14 protein-coding genes are annotated in these 21477 nt (G+C 37.1%); all 14 read right to left on the bottom strand.

What is annotated here, in order from left to right; genetic code table 11:
• Positions 1–397: 397 nt before the first annotated feature.
• The 14 genes from AC0L6O_RS13600 to AC0L6O_RS13665 all read right to left on the bottom strand — a co-directional run bounded on the left by AC0L6O_RS13600 (position 398) and on the right by AC0L6O_RS13665 (position 21471).
• Positions 398–1849 carry a DUF1593 domain-containing protein gene (locus AC0L6O_RS13600; protein WP_473303075.1) on the bottom strand — a complete coding sequence of 484 codons (1452 nt, stop codon included), beginning with the start codon at positions 1847–1849 and terminating at the stop codon, positions 398–400.
• A gap of 124 nt (positions 1850–1973) precedes the next feature.
• Positions 1974–3533, bottom strand: coding sequence for an FG-GAP repeat domain-containing protein (locus tag AC0L6O_RS13605; RefSeq protein ID WP_473303077.1), 1560 nt, complete (start codon positions 3531–3533; stop codon positions 1974–1976).
• Positions 3534–3711: 178 nt separating this feature from the next.
• Positions 3712–5277 carry a RagB/SusD family nutrient uptake outer membrane protein gene (locus tag AC0L6O_RS13610; RefSeq protein WP_473303079.1) on the bottom strand — a complete coding sequence of 522 codons (1566 nt, stop codon included), beginning with the start codon at positions 5275–5277 and terminating at the stop codon, positions 3712–3714.
• A gap of 22 nt (positions 5278–5299) precedes the next feature.
• Complete coding sequence (locus AC0L6O_RS13615) at positions 5300–8479, bottom strand: SusC/RagA family TonB-linked outer membrane protein (protein WP_473303081.1); 3180 nt, start codon at positions 8477–8479, stop codon at positions 5300–5302.
• A 673-nt stretch (positions 8480–9152) separates the two neighbouring features.
• Positions 9153–10595, bottom strand: a complete 1443-nt coding sequence (locus tag AC0L6O_RS13620; RefSeq protein WP_473303082.1) for a nucleoside hydrolase-like domain-containing protein — start codon at positions 10593–10595, stop codon at positions 9153–9155.
• 86 nt (positions 10596–10681) lie between these two features.
• Positions 10682–12076 (bottom strand): pectate lyase, encoded by a 1395-nt coding sequence (locus tag AC0L6O_RS13625; RefSeq protein WP_473303084.1) that lies wholly within the window; start codon positions 12074–12076, stop codon positions 10682–10684.
• A complete protein-coding gene (locus tag AC0L6O_RS13630; RefSeq protein WP_473303086.1) occupies positions 12076–13503 on the bottom strand; it encodes a pectate lyase family protein in 1428 nt (475 codons plus the stop codon). Before AC0L6O_RS13630 ends, AC0L6O_RS13625 begins: the two co-directional genes overlap by 1 nt.
• A gap of 27 nt (positions 13504–13530) precedes the next feature.
• A complete protein-coding gene (locus AC0L6O_RS13635) occupies positions 13531–14373 on the bottom strand; it encodes an aldo/keto reductase (RefSeq protein WP_473303088.1) in 843 nt (280 codons plus the stop codon).
• Between the two features lie 40 nt (positions 14374–14413).
• The gene (locus tag AC0L6O_RS13640) at positions 14414–15760 is read right to left on the bottom strand and encodes a pectate lyase family protein (RefSeq protein WP_473303090.1); all 1347 of its coding nucleotides are present in this window, start codon (positions 15758–15760) and stop codon (positions 14414–14416) included.
• 29 nt (positions 15761–15789) lie between these two features.
• Positions 15790–17061, bottom strand: coding sequence for a hypothetical protein (locus tag AC0L6O_RS13645; RefSeq protein WP_473303092.1), 1272 nt, complete (start codon positions 17059–17061; stop codon positions 15790–15792).
• A gap of 1 nt (position 17062) precedes the next feature.
• A complete protein-coding gene (locus AC0L6O_RS13650; protein WP_473303093.1) occupies positions 17063–17878 on the bottom strand; it encodes a PepSY-like domain-containing protein in 816 nt (271 codons plus the stop codon).
• Between the two features lie 122 nt (positions 17879–18000).
• Positions 18001–19272, bottom strand: a complete 1272-nt coding sequence (gene porY, locus AC0L6O_RS13655; protein WP_473303094.1) for a PorY family sensor histidine kinase — start codon at positions 19270–19272, stop codon at positions 18001–18003.
• A complete protein-coding gene (locus tag AC0L6O_RS13660) occupies positions 19269–19946 on the bottom strand; it encodes a response regulator transcription factor (protein ID WP_473303095.1) in 678 nt (225 codons plus the stop codon). Before AC0L6O_RS13660 ends, porY begins: the two co-directional genes overlap by 4 nt.
• 7 nt (positions 19947–19953) lie before the next feature.
• Positions 19954–21471, bottom strand: a complete 1518-nt coding sequence (locus AC0L6O_RS13665; RefSeq protein WP_473303097.1) for a glycoside hydrolase family 140 protein — start codon at positions 21469–21471, stop codon at positions 19954–19956.
• Positions 21472–21477: the final 6 nt, after the last annotated feature.

The following is a 21477-nucleotide window of genomic DNA, read 5'->3' on the forward strand; positions in this document are numbered from 1 at the left end:
TATCGAATAGTACTTTCACTGCAAATTATAGTACAAATTTATATGAATATATTGACAATTATGACAATTACATCTTGCATATTTTTCACTTATTTTCTTTTACTATCTTTTTTATATAACCTTTACTACAAACCCCTAAAATCAGTATACTTATGCTAAGATTCTAGCGATTTCGAAAGCAATAATAAACAAAAGAAAAACACTCAAAAGAGCACTTGATTTACTTGAATTAACGATTTCTAAGTTAAATGAGCTTTTTTTACTTAAAGTACTTCTTGAAACTCCGATTATTCAATAAGCTACAGCTTTTATAAAAAAAAAGAAAGCTCTCAAAATGGGAGCTTTCTAAAAACTACATGTGTTTCTAATTAAAAAATGACTTAAGAACTAAAATGTTTTACTCTACCTCAATCACTATTCGTTGATATCTTGTAAGCTGTGGCATACCATTATCCTTTACTTCACAAACTAAATGTATAGTTTGACCTCTTTTAACATCAGAAGGAACACTTACAAAAGCTACTTGTTTTGCATTATTTAAAATTTCAACCTCGCCTTCATAAGAGTCGGCTTCTTTATATTGCCACCATGTATAAGAAAGCACGTCACCATCTGGGTCGGAGGTTCCTTTAGCACTTAGTTTGATTTTTGCACCAGCTTTAGCTTTTAGATAATTAGCACTTTTCAGTTTGACTACAGGAGGATGATTAGCTTCTGCAAAAGGTTTAACACACCAGTCTGCACGAGCAGCAAAATCATTTTGAAAAGCATCAGACCATCGCCAAATAGGTTTAAAGTACTCACTTCGCTGTTCGGCTGTGGCATTTGAACCTTCTCTTAAACTACTTCTACCCCATCCGTTGCTACCGTACCATCTTCCTTTTGGATATTCATATGATTTATCTGGCACTGGGTCTAACCAGGTATTCTCCCTGACTTTGACATAACGACCTCCCCAACCACCCCAGTCAGGATTGTCTAGGTTTCCTAAACCCGTAAGTATGGTATGCATGAACGCTGGAGAATCTCCTTCTGATCTAAAATCACCATCTACAAAACCTTCTTTATCGCCTGTATGAGACTTGTATGATGCCGTAAGTGGACCGTGATTGTTCAAAATGTTTTCTTTCATCCATGTTCCATCATAATATTGGTGCATTTTTTCTGGTTGTGCTATTTTCCAACGATAGGCTATGGCTTCAAACTGGTCAGATATAATGGTCATTATATTATACTTACCCCAGTGCGGGCGAATGTATTCTTGATAGGTTTTGTCCTGCTCCCAAATAAAGAAGAAACGCATTTTATTGGCCACATACTGCATTTTCTCAGGATGCTCTTCTTCTATCGTTTTTAAAGCACGAGCAATGGTATTTGTTCCTCCCCAAGCCTGTAACCAAATAGGTCTATTATCAGACTCATCTAATAAAACTTTGACTATATGTTGCGAACCATCTGTGATGAGTTCCATCTCTCCTTCTGTTTCTACATTGCCAAGGAAAGTATGGTCTGCTAAATATTGAGGACTAGGATAATTGCTATCATGCTTCATTAAATTTGGATAAACCGCGGCATAAGCTTCTAAGCTAGGGTCTATCCAGTCATCGCCTGCCCATTTATGGCCATGCCAGTGATACTGCGAACTAGAAGTTACAATTCCTTCAATGTCCCATTCATTGCCATAAAGAAGAAAACGAACTAAGGAGCATTCGTCATCAATTTCGCCATCTGAAGTTATGATCACCCTTGTTTTTTGTTCTTGCTTTTTTTGCGAGAAACTAAGGGTTGACCCAAATAGTAGTGCCAAAACGGTCAATAGCTTAACTGTTTGATAAGATTTTCTTTTCATTTTTTTTGGTTTGTATTTACGCTTTTATCGAGAGATTTTTTTTGTGACATTCACTTTTGAGGAAAAGTGCTACCTGGGTAACCTTTTAATTGATTTAAACTTCAGGTGTTTGGTACCGTAAATTTCATTCGAAATTTAACAACATCAAGGTTGGAGATTTTTGAGCAAAGCTTTGGGCTACTTTCCCTGCATTGTCTCCATTTATGGCCATACTAACAAAAGAGCCTAACAAAAGACTTTGACCATTATTCTGTTCCAAGTCTACAGCTTCCATTACCAACCATCTACCATGAGCCGCTTGATTAAAACTCTTTATATCAAATTTAAATGCTTCTTTTTCACCTTGATTTTCCATAAAAATAAAGCCTTCCGTAGGCGAATTCGTTAAATCAGGAAAGTAAGATATGAGTGAGATATCCAAATCTCCATCTTTATCAAAATCCTGAACAATAGCTTTATAGGCTCCATTTTGATGTTGAAAAAAGGCTTCACTAAAATTATCTTTCCCATCATTTAAGTAAATGCGTAAGCCATGATAAGGTTTCAAAAACCTTGAAAAATCAGCGTTATCTCCATTAACATAAACGATATCATCAAAACCATCTTTATTCCAATCAAGCATGGAAAACGAAGTTGAACCATACGATGGTGGAAATTTCAATACTGTTTTAAGACTAAACTCCCCTTCACCCAAATTGTAATAAATATCAATTCGCTCTTTTCCCTGAGACATTAATACTACTATATCTTTTAAACCATCTTTATTTAAGTCAGTTATTTCTATAGCGGTCGCTCCTGGGTCTGCGGATAATATTTGCTGCTTATACTGTCCGTTCTTTTGTTTTATGTGCAAACTTAATTTTCCTGTATGATTCCCAAATTCGCAAACAATAACATCTTCTAACCCATCATTATTCACATCAACCAAGGTTGACTGAACAGGTCTTTGAAGTCCTTTTAATACAGATTTAAAACCTTTATACTCCTTTTCTCCAGGTCTTTTGAATATTTTAATTAAGCTTCCGCTTGCAATATCGGTGGGAGTAAAACTTCCCATTAATGTGGCAATAATAGTATCAGCTTTGTAACTAATGTGTGATATTGGCGATGGCAATGCTAATGTACTTATGGAGTTTAAATTTTTATCTAAAATATTAATGGCACTAAACTCTGATTTTGTGTCTGCCACATAAACTTCATTTAGTTCTTTGTTATACTTTATGGCAGTAACCATGGGCGGAGCCACATGGAAATCTGGTATTATAACTTTAAGCCCTTTAATTCCATTTCCAATTTCCTTAGTAGGAATGTCTAATTTATCAGGTGCATTATCTTGATAGAACTTCTTAATTGCTTCCCATTCTTCATTATTCAAAACTGGCTTAGTTGGGAAAATGTTTTGCTGCACCACCTCTTGACCTTGTTCAATGAGACTACTTCTTGTTTGATTTTCATAAATACCTAACAAATGCCCCATCTGAGGTAAAACGCCATATTTCCATGTGTTCTTATCTAGTAACCCCGGTTCTGTATAAACATGACAGCTTGCACAGTATGTTTTTGACAATTCTTCACCAGACATATTCATTTCATGGTTCCCCTCTCCTTTTTCACTTTCGCTTGAGCTGCAAGACGCTAAAAGAGCTGAAACTATTAAAAAATATTTGACTAATTGTAATTGCATTTTTTATGATAATCTGACTAAAATACAAGCCTCATGGCTTGAATACGCATTGACTAAAAATAAACCTTAACAAACTTATGAAGTAAACTTCATATTAATATTACTACATTTTTTCAAGAAAAAGAGGATGTTTGAATTATCAAACATCCTCTAAATTCTAAGTAAAGCCAAAAGTAAACTATTGAGGATACCCTGGGTTTTGTGTTAAGTTAGGATTCCTATCTAATGCTGTTTGAGGTAAAGGGAAAATATTATTCCAATCATTTAACTCATAGTTATTCGCAGCAGGCTGTCTCAATTTTATGTTCGAAATCAAGGACTCAGATGGCGTAATAATATTCCCATTATCGTCATACATTTTTGGAATTGTATACGTAGTATAGGCCGTTTTATTCTTCAATAAATTACCCTGCCTTACCAGTTCTTCGTAATCCTGACCTTCAAAACAAAGCTCTTTTCTAAACTCTAAATAAATAGAATCTCTGAGCTGCTCTTTTGATAGTCCTGCCAAATCACCTAAACCAGCCCTCTGTCTTACCCTATTCACATATTGATATGCACTTCCTGGACCTTCGCTTTCATTAATGGCTTCGGCAGCTGTTAATAATACATCAGCAAAACGTAACACCTTTATGTTATAGGCCATTCCATCACCAACCTTATTTAGTGGGTCTCTGTACTTATTTACATGAGGAGCTGGGTAACGAAATTCTTGCCATTGAATTAATGTATCTGCACTTGGGTCTGGATATTCCGTTAACCATGTTGCTTCTTTTCTTTTGTCCTTTTCATCAAACTGATTATACCACCAAAGAGAGCCAATGATAGTACCCCACTGACCAGGACCATATCCAGAAGAATTAGGCTCAAAATTGTTACCAAGCTGATGTCCTTGTGGGCTAACTCCATTGTACTGTACCTCAAAAATACTCTCAACATTATTATCAACATTACCACTTCCTGTCCACCAGTTGTCTTTTGGGTCTGGCATTAGGTCTAAATTTGACGGAGAGCTAATAACTGCTAAAGCATTTGTTTTTGCATTATTCCAGTCTTTAAGATAGAGCTGTACTTTAGCTAATAATCCTTGAGCCGCTTCTTTTGATGCACGCCCAATATCATTACCACCGTAAGAACTAATATTAGGCAAAACCGTTATTGCTTCACTTAAATCTTTTTGAATTTGAGCATATACTTCGTCAGCACTATTTCTTGAAACTTGAAGTTCACTAATTTCAGATGTATTAGTTTCATTTAAAAGAAGTGGTACACCGCCCCATCTTCTTACCATATTAAAATAAGTTAATGCTCGTAAAAATTTAGCTTCACCTAGTACTCTTGCTTTAAGCGTTTCATCCATTTCAATATTTGGTACATTATCTAAAACAGCATTAGCTCTATTTACTGCTTGCCAAACTGCTCTCCAAATAGAAATATTGTACCTATTACTAGTTACCATACCCACATCACTTAGATGTATGATAACGCCACGGTCGCTGGTAGTTCCCAATCTAGAATAGGTGCCGTCTGAAGCTAGACTACTAGACGTCATCCAATACCTAGAATAATAATCGTTTACTCTAAGTGCGGCATAAGCCCCATTTACAGCAGATAATGCGTCTTGACTAGTTTTATAAAAATTAACCGGAGAGATGGAGTCCTTTGGAACTTCATCAAGAAAATCTTCACAGCCGATTGTAAAAACGGCTATGGAAAACAATAATAAATATTTTAAATTTTTCATATCTCGTAATATTTTTTTTGAATTAGAAGTCTAACTTCAGACCTATTAAAGTAGTCTTAGCCAAAGGATAAGTACTGATATCCCAACCGAATGAACCTCTTACATTAGCACGGCCATTGGTATCAGGGTTGTAACCGGTATATTTAGTTAGCGTAAACATGTTTTGACCTGTTACATAAATAGAGCCTCCTAACTTGCCTAAAAAGTTTGTAGGGAAATTATAAGATAAGGTTATCTCCCTCATTCTTAAATAACTAGCATCTTCAATAAAGAAATCTGACTCACCCATGTTCCCTGTACCTCCAACAGTGGGAGAAGTTTGTATTGGCGTAGGCCAAACAGCATCTGTATTTTGCGGTGACCAATAATCTGCAACTTCAGCCACTACATTTTGACCTCTTGTTACTGATGAATTAAACCTCCTCATAGAGTTATAAACCTCACCGCCTTGCTGACCTTGAGCAAATAACCTTAACTGAAAATTCTTATAATCAAAGCTAGTATTCATACCATATATAAAATCAGGATGAGGATTACCAATGACGGTTCTGTCTGAGCTATTAAGAACTCCATCGCCGTTTACATCTTCATATCTAATCATCCCTGGCAAAACACCTGGCTGTAATTCTTGTCCTGCATCAGCTTCCGCCTGACTTCTATAAAGTCCATCGGTTTTGTAACCATAAAAGACCCCAACCGACTGTCCTACTGTAACATATGACCTTGGTGTAGAGCCAGCAAAAGTTGGTTGTGCAATTTCATAAGATTGGTCTCCAGTACCTACCTCAGATGGTTTACCTAATGAAGTAATGGTGTTTTTATTATGCGAAACATTGAAACCAAGCTTCCATCTAAAATCATCCGCTCTAATCAATGTACCATCCATTGCTAGTTCCCAGCCAATGTTTTCCATTTCTCCTAAGTTTTGAACAGAAGGGTCAAGGATACCGGAAGTCTCAGGTAAGTTTACTTCAAGTAACAAGTCTTTGGTTTTCTTAACATAGTAATCGAGTGTTGCATTAAATCTACCTTGTAAAATAGACGCGTCTATTCCAATATTGGTTTGGCTTGTTATTTCCCAAGTTAAACCTGGCACAGCCACACGTAGAGGAGAGAATCCGTTTACTATAGTACCATCTCCAAAGTTATAAGGGTCTGACTGTAATAAGGCTAATGACCTGTATGTTGGCAATTCTTGATTACCAACTTGTCCCCATCCAGCTCTTAATTTTAAGTTCGAGAATAAGCTAGAGCCTTGTAAAAAGCTTTCGTTAGAAATTCTCCAAGCACCACCTACAGAAGGGAAGAATGCGTATTTATTGCCATCGGCAAATTTTGAAGAACCATCTCTACGACCTGTTACTGTTAATAAGAACCTGTCATCAAAGTTATAATTAACTCTTCCTAGTGTAGAAAGAATACTAAAGTCTGCATAAAGTGAATTTACAGATGGTGTAACTGACCCAGCTCCTAAATCATATGCTCCTGTAATATCTGTGGCAAAACCACGGCCACCAATTGACCTATATTCTTCTGTTTCTTTTTGGATAGTGTAACCAGCTAACACCTGAAGCCCGTGCTTTCCGAAGCTTTTACTATAATTTAATGTATTTTCATTCAGAAGAGAAGTTCTATCTACGGAACTTACATCGGCAGAATTCAGAGGGTTTATATTGTCAAACAAAGAAGTTCTGTATACATGTCTGTTTCTGTTTTCTAAATCTGCACCAACACTAATTTTTAATTTCAAATTCTCCATGATAGCGTACTCGCCAAACAAAGAGCCCAATACTCTAGTATTTACACTTTGGTCAGAAAATTCATTAATAAAAGCAACAGGATTCCTTGAACCTTGAGCATCTGGCACTGCGGCTGGTAAAAATCTATTACTTGAATAAGTACCATCAGGCTGATAAATTGACAAGATTGGAGACATTTGAAGGGCTGTGGCCGTTATACTATTTGTAGCTTCACCTTCTGTTTCTGCTGCATTATTTATAGACCTTGAAATATTAATTGAAGTTCCAATTTTAAACTTCTCTGTAGCACTAATATCTGTGTTTGCTCTAAGAGAATACCTAGAAAAGTCAGAACCTTTGATAATACCATTTTGATTGAAATAACTTCCAGAAACATTGTACTTAGTTTTATCAGAACCACCACTTACACTTAATTGGTGATTTTGGATTAAAGCTTTTCTGAAAATTAAATTTTGCCAATCGATATCATTAGCAGGAGCATCTGTAAAAACTACTGGGTCAGGTGTTGGGCTGTTTGCGGCAGCATCATTATATATTTTTTGATAATCCGCAGCACCCATCATCTCTATTTTATCAGAAAGCGATTGTATACCTGTGTAGCCATTATAGGAAATAGATGCTTTCCCAGACTTACCTCTTTTTGTTGTAATTAAGATTACACCATTCGCCCCTCTCACTCCATAAATTGCGGCAGCTGAAGCATCTTTTAACACTTCTATTGATTCAATATCAGAAGGATTTAAGGACGATAAAGGGTTTTGATTAACTGTATAGTCTGAACCAGTACTACTATCATAGCCACGACCAGCATTAGTACTAAACTGCGATTGTCCTGTAATAGGAAATCCATCAATTACATATAAAGGTTCGTTTCCGTTCAAAATAGAAGTAGTACCTCTAATTTTAACACTTACTCCACCTCCTGGTGCACCTGAGTTACTGGTTATATTAACCCCAGCCACTCTACCTTGAAGCCCTTGCTCCATTGAGGTAATAGGTGACGCTGTGAGCTCTTCAGCTGAGACAGAAGAGACAGAACCAGTTAAATCACTCTTTCTTTGTGTACCATAACCTACTACCACAACCTCTTCTAACTGAGAATCATCTTCAATTAGGGTAACATTGATAATAGATTTACCATTTAGTGGAATTGTCTGGTTTACATAACCAATAAAACTAAAAATAAGGTTAGAAGCTCCGCTTGGAAGCGTCAAATTGAAATTTCCATTTTCATCAGAGGTAGTACCACTTGAAGTACCCTCTACTACCACTGAAGCACCCGGCAGTCCGTCGCCGTTCGACATCGAAATCTTTCCAGTTACACTGGACTGTGCAAAGGAATTAATCGAAAAAATAAATGAAATCACCAGAGTAAAAATATACCATCTTAGTTTAGGCAATTTTCCTACCCCTTGGGAATAGTTTTGTAGATATTTAGGCATAAAATATTATTTAAAAAAGTGAAAAATTTACCTCCATTGATCTATCTGAAAAATGTAATTTTTCTAACAGAAAAGTGGATAATGAAGGATGAATCTATATTTCACAACATTAGAATACAATTTTAAACATAGATATTTTCTTTCTTTTTTTTTCTTTTACACCACAACTGCTTTCGGAAACGTTCCCGAAAGTGTTTATTCATTTATTAAAATTTATTAATTAATCAAATTCCATCTATTTCCATCAAAATAATGCTAGAACAGACAAGAAACTTTAGCTCTAAAGTGCTGGCAATACGTAAGCTAAAAAAACAGATTATTTTGGGATTAAAAATTGAGCTTTTATTCAATGATAAAAAATCAAATACTAATGAGCCGAAGTTGTTTGGTTTGCACGGAGGAAACCTCCACAAATTTGATGTTAACACTTTAATTCCCCACAAAGCACAGCCGCCTAAAACCTAATTGGTATTAAGCGTAGTTTATAAAACTAACCAACTTTAAATTTGTCAATTACGCTGTTACTCTAACAAAAGGCTCGTTTCAGAAAAATCATAACAGAGCCGAGTTTACTTCCAGATTAAGCATTGTCTTCCTGGGAAATATGCTTAATCTGGAAGCTACTATTTAAATCAATTAGGGCATACTATACCTTTCACTCCTTTAGCTAATTTTACTCCACTACATCAATAATTACTCTCTCATAGCGAGTCAGGCGTGGCAAGCCATTATCTGTTATCGCAAGAATAATATGCATAGTACCTGTACCAGGAGGCATCACACGACTACTTTTAACAAAAAGCCAAGCTTCTTCTTTATCACAACCAATAATATCATGCTTTACACCCGAACGTGAATTTGACATTCCACGTGTACCAGCTTCTTCATAACAAAACCACTCATAAGAAAGCAAATCACCATCTGGGTCTGTAGTGCCCACGGCACTTAAATCTACTCGCTCACCTTTTTTAGCCTTAATGTATTTTGGCGTTGCTAGTTTCACTACGGGTGGATGGTTCGCTTTATCGAATGGCTTAATGGTCCAATCCATACGAGAAGAAAAATCATTTTGAAAAGCTTCACGCCATCTCCATATTGTTGCCTGATTGGTTTCGTGCCATTGACCATCATTCCCTAAGACTTCATCGTCCGCATTTGTCCAGATTGGATGCGTTTCTGGTTGATAAAACCACTTTTCGGTTTTTGGTGTATATAACTCATAACGGCCACCCCAACCGCCCCAGTTTGGATTATCAGGGCTATTTAATCCATTATTCACCAAATATAAAAATGCTGGTGTATCGCCTTCCATCATAAACTCCCAATGAGGGTACATTTTTCCAAGAGGCCCTTTTTGACGGATATTACGCTCAAGCCATTCATTAGTAACCAATTCAAAATCTGCACCTCCAAAACGACCATGAAACTTGTCGCCACCTATACCTATCCATGAACCGTGATGAAAACCTCCACCTGCATTTGCCCCTGGTGTCACTATATAAAAGAGCTCTGGAAACTCAGCACGAATCCATGGACCACTATCGTCTTGGTCTGAAATGGCATATACACGTAGTTTAGCCACAAACTTTGCTAGTTCAGCCTTTGAACGGGTAGCACGAACCTTATAAAGAGCCTGAGCAAGTACACTTGGTCCGCCCCAAACATTAACCCACAGGGGTCTTGCATCATTACTATCTGTGGCCTTTATTAACAGCTCCGACCCTTCAGAGTCTTTACCCTCGCCCACTCCAGCCATGCCTCCTACTGGAATACCTTTTGAAATAATTTTCTTTAAATATTCCGATGTTGGGAAACCGGGCTCGTGTAATTCCAGATTGTCTCTAACTTCACCGTAGGCATCTATTATCTGATGGATTCTATCTGGATTCACCGCTTTCTTAACTTCGGTAGCCACCAAACCTTCAATATCTAGTTGGTTTGAATAAGTCATTAACCGCACCATAGACATTTGGTCGTCTGGGTCACCACCTATATCGGTAAGCACAAACAACCTAGGCTTTTCTTGGGCATACAAGCTCATAGTTGATAACAGTAAGGCAATTGCAAATACTGAAATCCACCTACTTTTCTTTGCTAACAAAAGATTACTTTTCATTTATTATTTTAAATTATGGTTAAAAGTGAGCTATAAATTTCTCTTTCTTATTTACTAACTTCCTCTTTCCATTTTTTTTTAAAAACTCAATTTTCTCTGCTGTACAGATACTTTTCTAACATTGTATAACCGTCTCTAGCCATCAAGTTTCTATCTTCTGGATTGTTCTTATCCAATTTATTTGCAATTTCCCAGTCGTCAGGCATACCGTCATGGTCTGAATCAAGAGGAGCAGGAGTTGATTTTAAAATAGGCCAACCTCCCGCATCTAATTGTGTATCTATAATTCCAGAATTTACGGACATATCTTTAAGCCTCTTATTCTTTTTATAAGAAGTCCCTTCAAAGCTAGCAAAGCCTCCTTTAACTTCATTGGCAATCCTGCTGTCAATTATATCTCTTTTGGGGTAAATTGCCCCTGCATTTTCTAAGACTAGTTTATAAGCATCTTCGGCAGCCTGTTGCTTAATCGGCATAGCCGCCCAAGCTTCCTCCATTTTTACATACTTCAGGTTTTCTGCTCCGCCAGATGGCTGCACTCCTCCATCCCAGTTATTTGCAGTGACTTTTTTGTTTCCTTCTATCACATTGCCAGCTACATACCATTTTCCAAAATCAGAAGTAAGCTTTCTATTAGATGGAGCCACCAAACGTGAAGATGTTTCTCCAGGACTAGTTGCCGGGCCTGGTTTGTAGTAATTGGCTACGATATTGAATTTTGAAAAATTAAACTTATCGTTACCAACTTGCTGGTTTTCACCGCCATAGCAGCTATTATAGCCCCAATTATACACCACATTATTTCTATAGTCTGTATAGCCAGACCCTGAAGCCATTCTAGGGTTTCGGCTGCCATGATGTGCTAGTAGGTTGTGGTGATAACTGCTAAAGTTAGCACCCCAAATTCCTCCAAAACCATGAGAACCTTTGACGTGATTTGAATTAAACATACTCTCTGAAACTATGCACCACTGCACTGTAATGCTATCGCAATGGTAAATTGACATGGTTTCGTCTACACTCCAACTAGCCGAAATATGGTCTAAAATGATGTTTTTAGTGTACCTGCTTGAAACCGCATCGGCATCATCTCCTGATTCATTTCCGAGCCTAACTCTTAAGTATCTTAAAATAACATGGTCGGCTTCTATAATTAGTGGATGCCTTTTCAGGCAAATTCCATCACCTGGGGCTGTTTGACCAGCTATGGTGATATAAGGATTTTTAATTCTCAAAGCACTTTGAAGGTCAATGGTACCTGAAATTCTAAAAACTACTGTTCTGGCACCTTCTGCCTCCACCGCTTCTCTTAAACTTCCTTTTCCACTATCGTTCAAATTAGTTACTTCGTAAACTACACCGCCACGACCACCTTTTGCATATTTGCCGTATCCTTCTGCAGATGGGAACGCAAGTTGTTGAGCATTTGCATAGCTAAATACTAGAGCTAAAGCAAACAGGGTTAAAATGTATTTTTTCATTATTTAATGCTGTTTAAGTATTTCTCAAGCATGGTATATCCATCTGAGCCTACTTTACTGTTATCTTTTGGGTCTTTTTTGTTCAATTTATTCTGGTCTTCCCATGCATCTGGCATTCCGTCATGGTCTGTATCTAGTGGTGCTGCTGTGCTTTTTAATTCTGGCCAGCCGCCCACATCATTTTGAGAATCTATAATTCCACATTTCTTTGATTTATCAGGAACTTCATAAAAATTCTCATAAGAAGAACCTTCAAAAGTGGCAAGACCGGTTCGAGCTTCATTTATAATACGAGTATCAACAGCATCTCTTTTTGGCAAACTAGCTCCTGCTTTTTCAAGGACAGAATTAAAAGCCTCTTTAGCAGATTCCTGATTTATTGCCATGGCTGCCCATGGTTTATGTAGTTTTAAACTAGGAATAGCTGCCATATTTTCAGGGTTACTTTCTTGCACACCTTTAATTGCAGTTAATGAAGGGGATACGCCTTTCCAATTGTCAGTGGTTACCTCCTTACTTCCTACCATTTCATTATCTGCGATATACCACTTACCATAATCGCTATTTCCGTTACGTGACCATGGAGCAGCAATTTGAGAGGTTAATCTACCTGGTTGGGTTGCTGGACCTGGTTTATAATAATTGGCAACTACATTTATGTTAGCAAAATTAAATTTATCGTTACCTTTTTGCATAGATTCTGCACCATAAGTAGACTCAAATCCCCAATTGTAAATCACGTTGTTTCGGTAGTCTACATTTCCGCATCCTGATGCAAAACGGATATTTCGGTTAGAGTTATTTGCAATTAGGTTATGATGGTATGTACTGTAGTTAGAACCCCAAATACCACCAAATCCATGATTGCCTTTAGTAGGGTGGTTAGAATCAAACATACTTTCAGAAATTATGCACCATTGTACTGTAGTGTACTCACCATGATAAATAGACATAACTTCGTCAATACTCCAACTGGCCGAAACATGGTCTAAAATGAGATTTTTTACATACCTGCTAGAAACTGCATCGGCATCTTTTTGAGCTTCGTCTCCAAATCTTACTCGGATATAGCGAATAATAACTTCATCCGCATTGATCATTAGCGGGTACTTTCTAAGGCAAATACCATCTCCGGGTGCGGTTTGACCAGCAATGGTTATATATGGGTTTTTAATTCGCAAATCACTTTCAAGTGTAATAGTTCCTGAAACTTTAAAAACCACGGTTCTAGGACCTTTGGCCTCTACCGCTGCCCTTAGACTTCCTGCTCCGCTATCATTTAAATTAGTTACTTCATAAACAACACCACCACGACCACCTTTCGTGAATTTTCCGTAGCCTTCTGCTGTAGGAAACGCTAGCTGCTGTGACCAGCAAGCCGTGAAAACAGCTACTGTAGCTAAAACCGTTAATATTATTTTTTTCATTATCTTATTGTTAATCAAACTCTTAAATTAAAAACTAAAATTTGCTGGGTCTGGGCCAAAACGTTTTCCCGTATCTAAAGCATCCAAAGCCAACATATCATGAGAAGATATTTCAAAGTCAAAAATCTCTGAATTTTGCTTTATTCTACTGGGAGTTACAGACTTAGGAATAGTGACAATACCGTGCTGTAAATTCCATCTTAGGCTTATTTGTGCAGGCGTTTTTTTATACTTTGTGGCCAACACTTTAAGCAAAGGAACCGACACAATATTACCCTGCATTAAAGGACTCCATGCCTCCATTCTGATGTCGTTCGCTTTACAGAAAGCTAATAATTCTGGCTGAAGTAAATATGGATGACACTCCATTTGATTGACCGCAGGCACTACCTTACAATCTGCCAAAATATCTTTCAAGTCATTGACTAAAAAATTACTAACGCCTATTGCCTTTGCACCGCCACTAGCCAATATTTTTTCCATTTCTTTCCAAGTTTCTTTGTAAAAACCTTTCACTGGCCAGTGCACTAAATATAAATCGACGTAGTCTAAACCCAGTCGTTCTAAGCTTTCTTCAAAGGCAGCTAATGTCCTTTTTTGACGTTGGTCTTCGTTCCATACTTTGGTGGTCACAAAAATCTCTTCTCTTGGAATCCCGCTTTCTCTTATAGCTTTCCCTACTCCTATTTCATTTCCATAAACAGATGCGGTATCAATGCTTCTATAACCTACTTCTAAGGCATATTTCACTGCATTTTCTACTTCTGGTCCATCTTCTGCTTGATATACACCTAGACCTAGCCAAGGCATTCTAATTCCATTATTCAATACGGCAAAATCCGTAATACTACCAATCATGCTATTTTTCATACCAAATTGTCTTTGAGTTTTATTATTTCTTTTGGGTTTTCTATTCCGTTTCAAAATTGTTTAAATACTTCTCCAGATTTGTAAAGCCATCGGCTCCAATGAAGTTTCCATCCGTAGCATTAGTAGGGTTTAAACCATATTTAGTTTCCCATGAGTCTGGCATTCCGTCTTTGTCTTTATCTGTAGGAGCTTTCTGGCTTTTTAATGTTGGCCATCCTCCTACATCTTCCTGACTTGCTATGATTTTTCCGCTTCTGGTTTTGACATCGTTGACAATTCTTAAGTCTACGGCATCTCGTTTTGGCAAATTTGCACCTCCATTTTCAAGGACTTTTTGATAAGCTATTTTAGCATTATCTGTTTGCGTATGCACCACATCAAAAGCCTTATCTTGTTTATAATCTTGAATGTTTTGAGCAGTCCAACTTTCTTTATATTTCACCAAATCCCATTGATTTTTTGGCATCTTGTCATTGTAATAATTCCCATCAAAAAAAGCTTGATTATAAGGCGAACCTGTAGAATAAGCGATGCCATTATCTTTTGAATTCACTCCCGGAATAAGGTAATTACCGATATAGTTTAAACGTGTTACACTTACTTCATCGGCATTATAGCCCGCATGCGAGCCTCCCCAGTTATACATCACATTATTTCTAAAATCTAGAAATAAACCTTCTGGGTCTTTATCGTGCGGGTTAGAATTATAATTACCTGGACGTGGATTTCTACCGTGATTATGAGCATATAAATTATGTAAAAAACTGTATTTAGCTCCACCAGTACCACGAATCAAAGAGCCATAACCATGATTATCTACATTTAAACCTTCGGTAATAAAGCACCACTGCACGGTGACATTGGTCAAAGTAGGGTTACGAGTGGAAGACGACAAAACCTCATCTAAACTCCAGCTGGCAGAACAATGGTCTACAATTATGTTTTCACCTACAGAAATATCAATGCCATCTTTCCCTTGATTGCTACCGCCTTCTCCAAATTTACCATCGCCCAAACGAACACGTAAATACCTCAGAATTACATCGTGCGTCAAAACCTTGACGGATTCACCTTTTAAACAAATGCCATCTCCCGGAGCTGTTTGACCAGCAATGGTTATAAAGGGGTTTTTAATATCCAATCTCTTTTTAAGTTCTATCGTGCCTGAAAGAGCAAAAACTACTGTTCTTGGTCCTTCTTGCTCCACTGCCCATCGTAAGCTCCCTTCCCCACTATCTTGAAGGTTGGTCACGTAAATCACCCTACCTCCACGCCCACCTTTTGCATAAGCTCCAAAACCTTCAGCGGTAGGAAAAGCCAATTGCTGAGCCATACTTGTAGATATGGTTAGCACAAAGAGAACCGTATTTAATATGTATTTTTTCATAATGTATTTAAATTTAAATCAGGCGATTATCACAAACGCTGATTAACAATATTGTTAAAATTTGAACCAAAAGTATATCGCACACCAAGCTTACCAGACATCTCAAAATTGGTAGCCAGTTTATTCTGCTGCAGCAGCACATCCTCTCTTGTAATATTACCAGCTGGCAGGTAAAGCTGGTCATGGATTAAATCAGTCTCTACTTCCATAAAAAAGAACAAACCTTTTAATACTCTTACCGAAGTTTCTGATTCCAGCGATAATCTGTTCTTTGTAAAATCGTGAAAGAAATGAGAACCTTCAATAGTGTTTTCTATGGCACCCCAAGGCTGCCTAAGTAGTAAAGATACTTTGAGGGCTTCTGTAGTCCGCCACTCTTCTATTTGACCAAAAAGGGTTTCTTGATTGTAGCTATAATAATTTGGTCTAATAATATAAGAAACCGTAAAAACCTTGCTATCAGACCTATCCCACGGAAAAATGTTATATTCAATAGCAGGTCCTAGATTAAAAGCCTTATTCAAATTCAGATAAGTAGAAGAATAAAGCTTACCAAAAACACCTACAGACCATCTAGAATTTAGGGAATATATTAACCTAGCATTAAACTCAGACTCTTCTTTTGCACTGGTAAATACTTCTCCATCATCATTATAAATCTCCTTATCTAAGTCATAGGCTAACTCCGACTTAAACTTGTAAATATCTGTGATTCTATCGGCTCTTAAAGAAGTGTTTAACGAATACTCTTCCTTGCTTTTTTCTCCACTAAAATTGGTACCAAAATTCAATCTAAAAACCCAAAAGTCCCATGGGTCTTGAAAGCTTATTTTAGGAGCAATAACTGCATCATGCTCAATTCTAACTCCAGAGAAATCAGAAGTTCTTGATAAAAATGGCAGTAAGCCTGCATCTACTATTTTGAGTAACCTTCCCCATTTCAGCAAATCGGTTTCGTCTTGAGGAGAAACCGTTTTTAGTTTATACTGAATGTCGTCGTACTCATTTTGACCAATAAAATTAAAACCATACTCCGTTCCATTGGCAGCGGTTCTTTGTTCCGTAACAAAAATATGAACGTCGGCTAATTTAGTATCTCTTACAAAATCTGAGTACACTAAATTTCTTCTGAAGAAAGAAGCATTACAGTCATCACAGTCTAGGTATATTTTGATTTTAGAATTTACAGAATCGGTTAAAAGCCCATCATCTATCTTTTCTAGACTGACATTTTGCGAATATGCAATGCTGGAAACCAAGCTCAAAAGCAACACCAAGTATGTATTTAGTTTAAAACCCATCTTAATTAACTTCTAAGATTTTACCAGATTTATCAAAAGTCACATAAACTCTATCCTTTGATTTTTGCAATCTAAGAATGTAAGTAATATCATTTTTGGTTTGAATCTTATCGGCATCCTTAATGTCGAAATCTTTATAATCTGAAGCCACTACTTTAAGAATGGTCGCTGGTATTTCAGTATCTCTAAGGTCTTGCTTATGTCTTAAGAATTTGTATTTAGTATCAAACCAAAAAGCATTGTCTTTGCCATTAATATTTCCGCCAATGATGTAATTTATATTCCCTCTTTCTTCCACATATTTGGCTCGTGTGATATCAAGGCTACCATAATCGCTCTTTATCATTTTCATGATAGAGTCAGGAATCTCACTATCTTTCAGTTCCCTTCTATACTTCTGTAATTCGGCTTTTTCATTAACCCAGAAATAACTATAACTACCATCAATTCTAACTTTGGTTACATAGGTTATTTTCCCACCTTTCTCATATAAGTCTGCATCATGCAAATCAAAAAACGGAGCCTTTTCTCTTATTATTCCCAATACATCTTTAGGTATTTCACTCAAGTATAAATCTTGTGAGTGCTCAGAAACACTCCCTTTATAGTCCATCTTAAGCTCGTGAGATTTGCTATTTACTTTAAAGTCAATTTCGTATTTGTCTTTGTGCTTTTTCCATTTAATATCTTCCGCGTTAGGATATTTTAACTGGAAAGCATTCAGCACCACAGCTGGCACTTTGCTTTGACTAATGCTTTGCCCAAAAGCAACTTTTGTGAGGAGTGTCAAAATCAATATTCCGATGATTCGATTCATGTTAAATCTTAAATTTGACACAAAGGAATAATACGAATTGGGAAACAATTAGGAAGAAATCTGGAAAGAATCTGGAATAGCTAAATGAAGGACCTATGACTATAATAAATCAAGCAAGAATATTAGACTTTCCTCCCTAGTTTAAAAACATGCTTTCCCTCAAAAGAATAGGAAACCTCAAGTCCAGAAACATCTGCAATTGCTTTGACAATAGAAAGCCCCAAACCAGTGGATTTATTATTCTTGGAGCTTTTACTAAAACGTTTAAATATCTTATCGTCAGCTATCTTAGGCAAGTCACTGGAGTTTTCAACTGTTAAAAAAGAGGCTTTCAGTCGAATTACTATTTCGCCTTCTTTATGGTTATGAATGATGGCGTTTTTTATCAGGTTTAATACCAATGTTTCCGCCAAATTCTTATTCATCGTAAATACAAAATCTTCCTCTTTTAGATAGGTTATTTTGATTTCTTGAAAACTAGAATAGTCTGAAAAATCTTCAATAATTCTTTCAATTATGGCATCAAAACTTACTTCTTCGGTAGAAATAAACTGTTTGTTTTCAATTTTAGAAAGCAGCAGTAAGGATTTATTTAAACCAGAAAGCCTTTGAAAAGAATCTATAATTTGACCTATTTTAAGTGTCTGCTCTTCACTCAAGCCTTTGTCCTCTGCCATCAGTTCCAGTTTGTTTATACCTATGGCCAGTGGTGTTTGAAATTCGTGAGAGGCATTTTCTATAAACTCCTTTTGACTTTTAAATATCTCGACATTCTTATTAAGTAGGTTTTGAACAGAGTGATTTAGCAATGAAAACTCCTGAATATTGGTCTTCTCCAATTCTCTTTCTGTCCCTTTATCGAATCTGAAATCATTCAGGTAATTCAAGATTTCATAAAAAGGCTTCCATGTGTTTTTTAGCACAAACCTGTTGACCAAAAATATGCTAATTGCCAAAAACAGGAACAAGAGCAACAAAGAGGTGATGATTTTCTTTATTAGATTTCCTTTGTCAATTTCATGGGAGACTACTTTCATTTCATAAAATTTGCCCTTGGGCGAAACAAAAGCGGTGGTTAACATTCTAGCTTGGTAAGAGCTTTTCTTAAGACTCGAGTACATCAAGGTATCTTTGTAGCTGTCTATAATTTGTAGAGCATAATCTTCATCTACATTTTTTATGCTGTAACTTTTGTCTTGAAAACTATCTTGATTCGGTATTTCGGCATCATCTTTTAGCTTATCAATAATGGCTATTTTATGATTTGACAGCCCTTCATCTATGGTGGTTTTGACCTGCTTTAATAGTTGAGAATAAAACAAAAAAGCCCATAGCCCTACGGTGGCAAAAAGTATAAGAGAAAGTATCCACAGAGTATGGTTTATCAGTTTCATTTCACTGTTAGTTTGTACCCCATTCCGTATACTGCATTGATGTCAAAATTGACCTTATGTTCTCGTAGTTTTTTGCGTAAGTTTTTTATTTGAGAATAGATAAAATCAAAATCGTTGGACTGGTCAATATAGTCACCCCAAATGTTTTCTGCGATGGCTGATTTACTCACAATCCGTGACTTATTCATTCCAAAAAACACGAGAATATCAAACTCCTTTCTGTTAAGTTCCATTGGTACTTCGTCCACCAAAGCCAACCGCTCCTCTATATTGATTTTGACATTTTCCATGATGAGCAAGTTTTTCCCATCGGTCTTTCTTCGTCTAATAACAGACTTTATTCTAGCATTTAACTCTGTGATATGAAAAGGCTTAGTTAAATAATCGTCTGCCCCAAGGTCTAAGCCTCGCACTTTATCTTCAATAGAGTCCTTAGCCGAAATAATTATTACGCTATCTGCCTTATCCAAGCTTTTTAACTCGCGTAGCAAATCAAGCCCGCTACCACCTGGAAGCGTAATGTCAAGTAAAATACAATCATAGTCATAGGCAGAAATCTTATCCATTCCTGTAAGATAATCAGCTACCACCTCCACCACATAATTCTCGTCTTGCAAGAATTGTGACAGCAGTTTTTGCATCTCTGGTTCGTCTTCAACTACAAGAATTTTCATACTGCTTTTAATCAATTGCTTTAAGTACTAAGATAGCATCTTCCCATGAACTTGGTGGCAGCATATCTTTAGTTTCGCCTACTTCAAAACTTGGAACAACCTTTATCTCACCATTTCTAGGGTAAAACCAATAGGCGGTAGTTTCTTTGCCCAAAATGTTATTAACCTCCGTTGCAGAGTTATTTGGATAATACACCAAAGCCATATCACCAGATTCGGTGGTAACCGCTGTTTTCAAGCTTTCGCCCTCCCCCAGTCTCTTTATAACAGCTCCATTCGGTATCCACTCGTTCCATTTATGGTCACGTAAAAACTCTTTTCCAATTTGTGCTAACTGAACCGCTCCTGGAAAGTCTAAGGCCTGCTGCCAAGTGTAGCCACAGTTATAGTCGCCCTCATTTCCTCTCATAGACCAAATAGGCCCTGCACCGTAGGTATGACCTGCTCCGCCACCAAAAAATGTATGGTAAAACTGTCTTCTAACCCTAACAGGCGTCACCCAGCCACAATCATGATTATAGGAGCCGTATTCATAAGAACCTTCTAAAAACAGGCTTGGCTTAGCGGGGTCATTTCTTTGATAATCGTTTACCATCATTTGATAAACTTCATCTACCACTTTCCAAACCTCCACGCCGTTTGCGGTAAGCCACTCGTCTTGTTGAAACCAATTAGAGGAATTAAACGTGGCATCGCCATCAGGATGATAGGTTATGAAAACATCTTTCCAAGCTGGGTTTGCTTTGTTCCAAGAGAGGTTTTGACCCGTTACACCATTTCCAATGCCTTCTGCCATGGCTCTAAAAATACTGCGTGTGTCAAACTCCTGAAAAATATGGTGTGTATCATAAGACCTCACTTGAGCTTTAGCATCGCCACCTATTACCCATAAAATGTGTGGTTGTGTTTTATAGCGTTTCCCTAAAAAGTTACCATAACTTCTAGCTTCAGTTTCATTAAACTCTTGGTGCGAGCCATTAAACTGTTCTGTAACATAAGCCCTTCCCCAGCAAGGCAATAATGCCAAATACATGTTTCGTTTCTTAATGGCATTTACTATATAATCCACATGGTCCCAATAGTCGTTTGGAGCTTCAGGGCTTCCACCACTTACTGTCAAAGGCCTTGACGTATCTGGTGCATCATCGCCACCATTAAAGGGTTTGTGTCCATAAGCATTTGCTGCATTATGCGGTCCACTCTCTATTCCACCACCATGAGGGTACCAAAATACCACAGACTGGATAACGGTGAATCCTTGTTTCTGACGCTTATCTAAATACTGGTCTACTTCTTCTCTTGTTAATTGCTGAAACAAGCCCCAACCCGTATCTGCTACCCACAAAAATGGATTTCCATCTTTATGTTGGACATAATGCCCATTGGCAGCTACTTCTAGTTTACCATGTGTTTCCCATGGCGACTGAGCATTGACAAAAATTGAGACGAATAACAAGAATACAAAAAATGAAATTTTCATTTGACGATATCTGCTTCCTGAACTGACCTTGATTTTACGTATCATAGCTAT

The sequence above is a fragment of the Arcticibacterium sp. GJ41-1 genome (assembly GCF_055808875.1).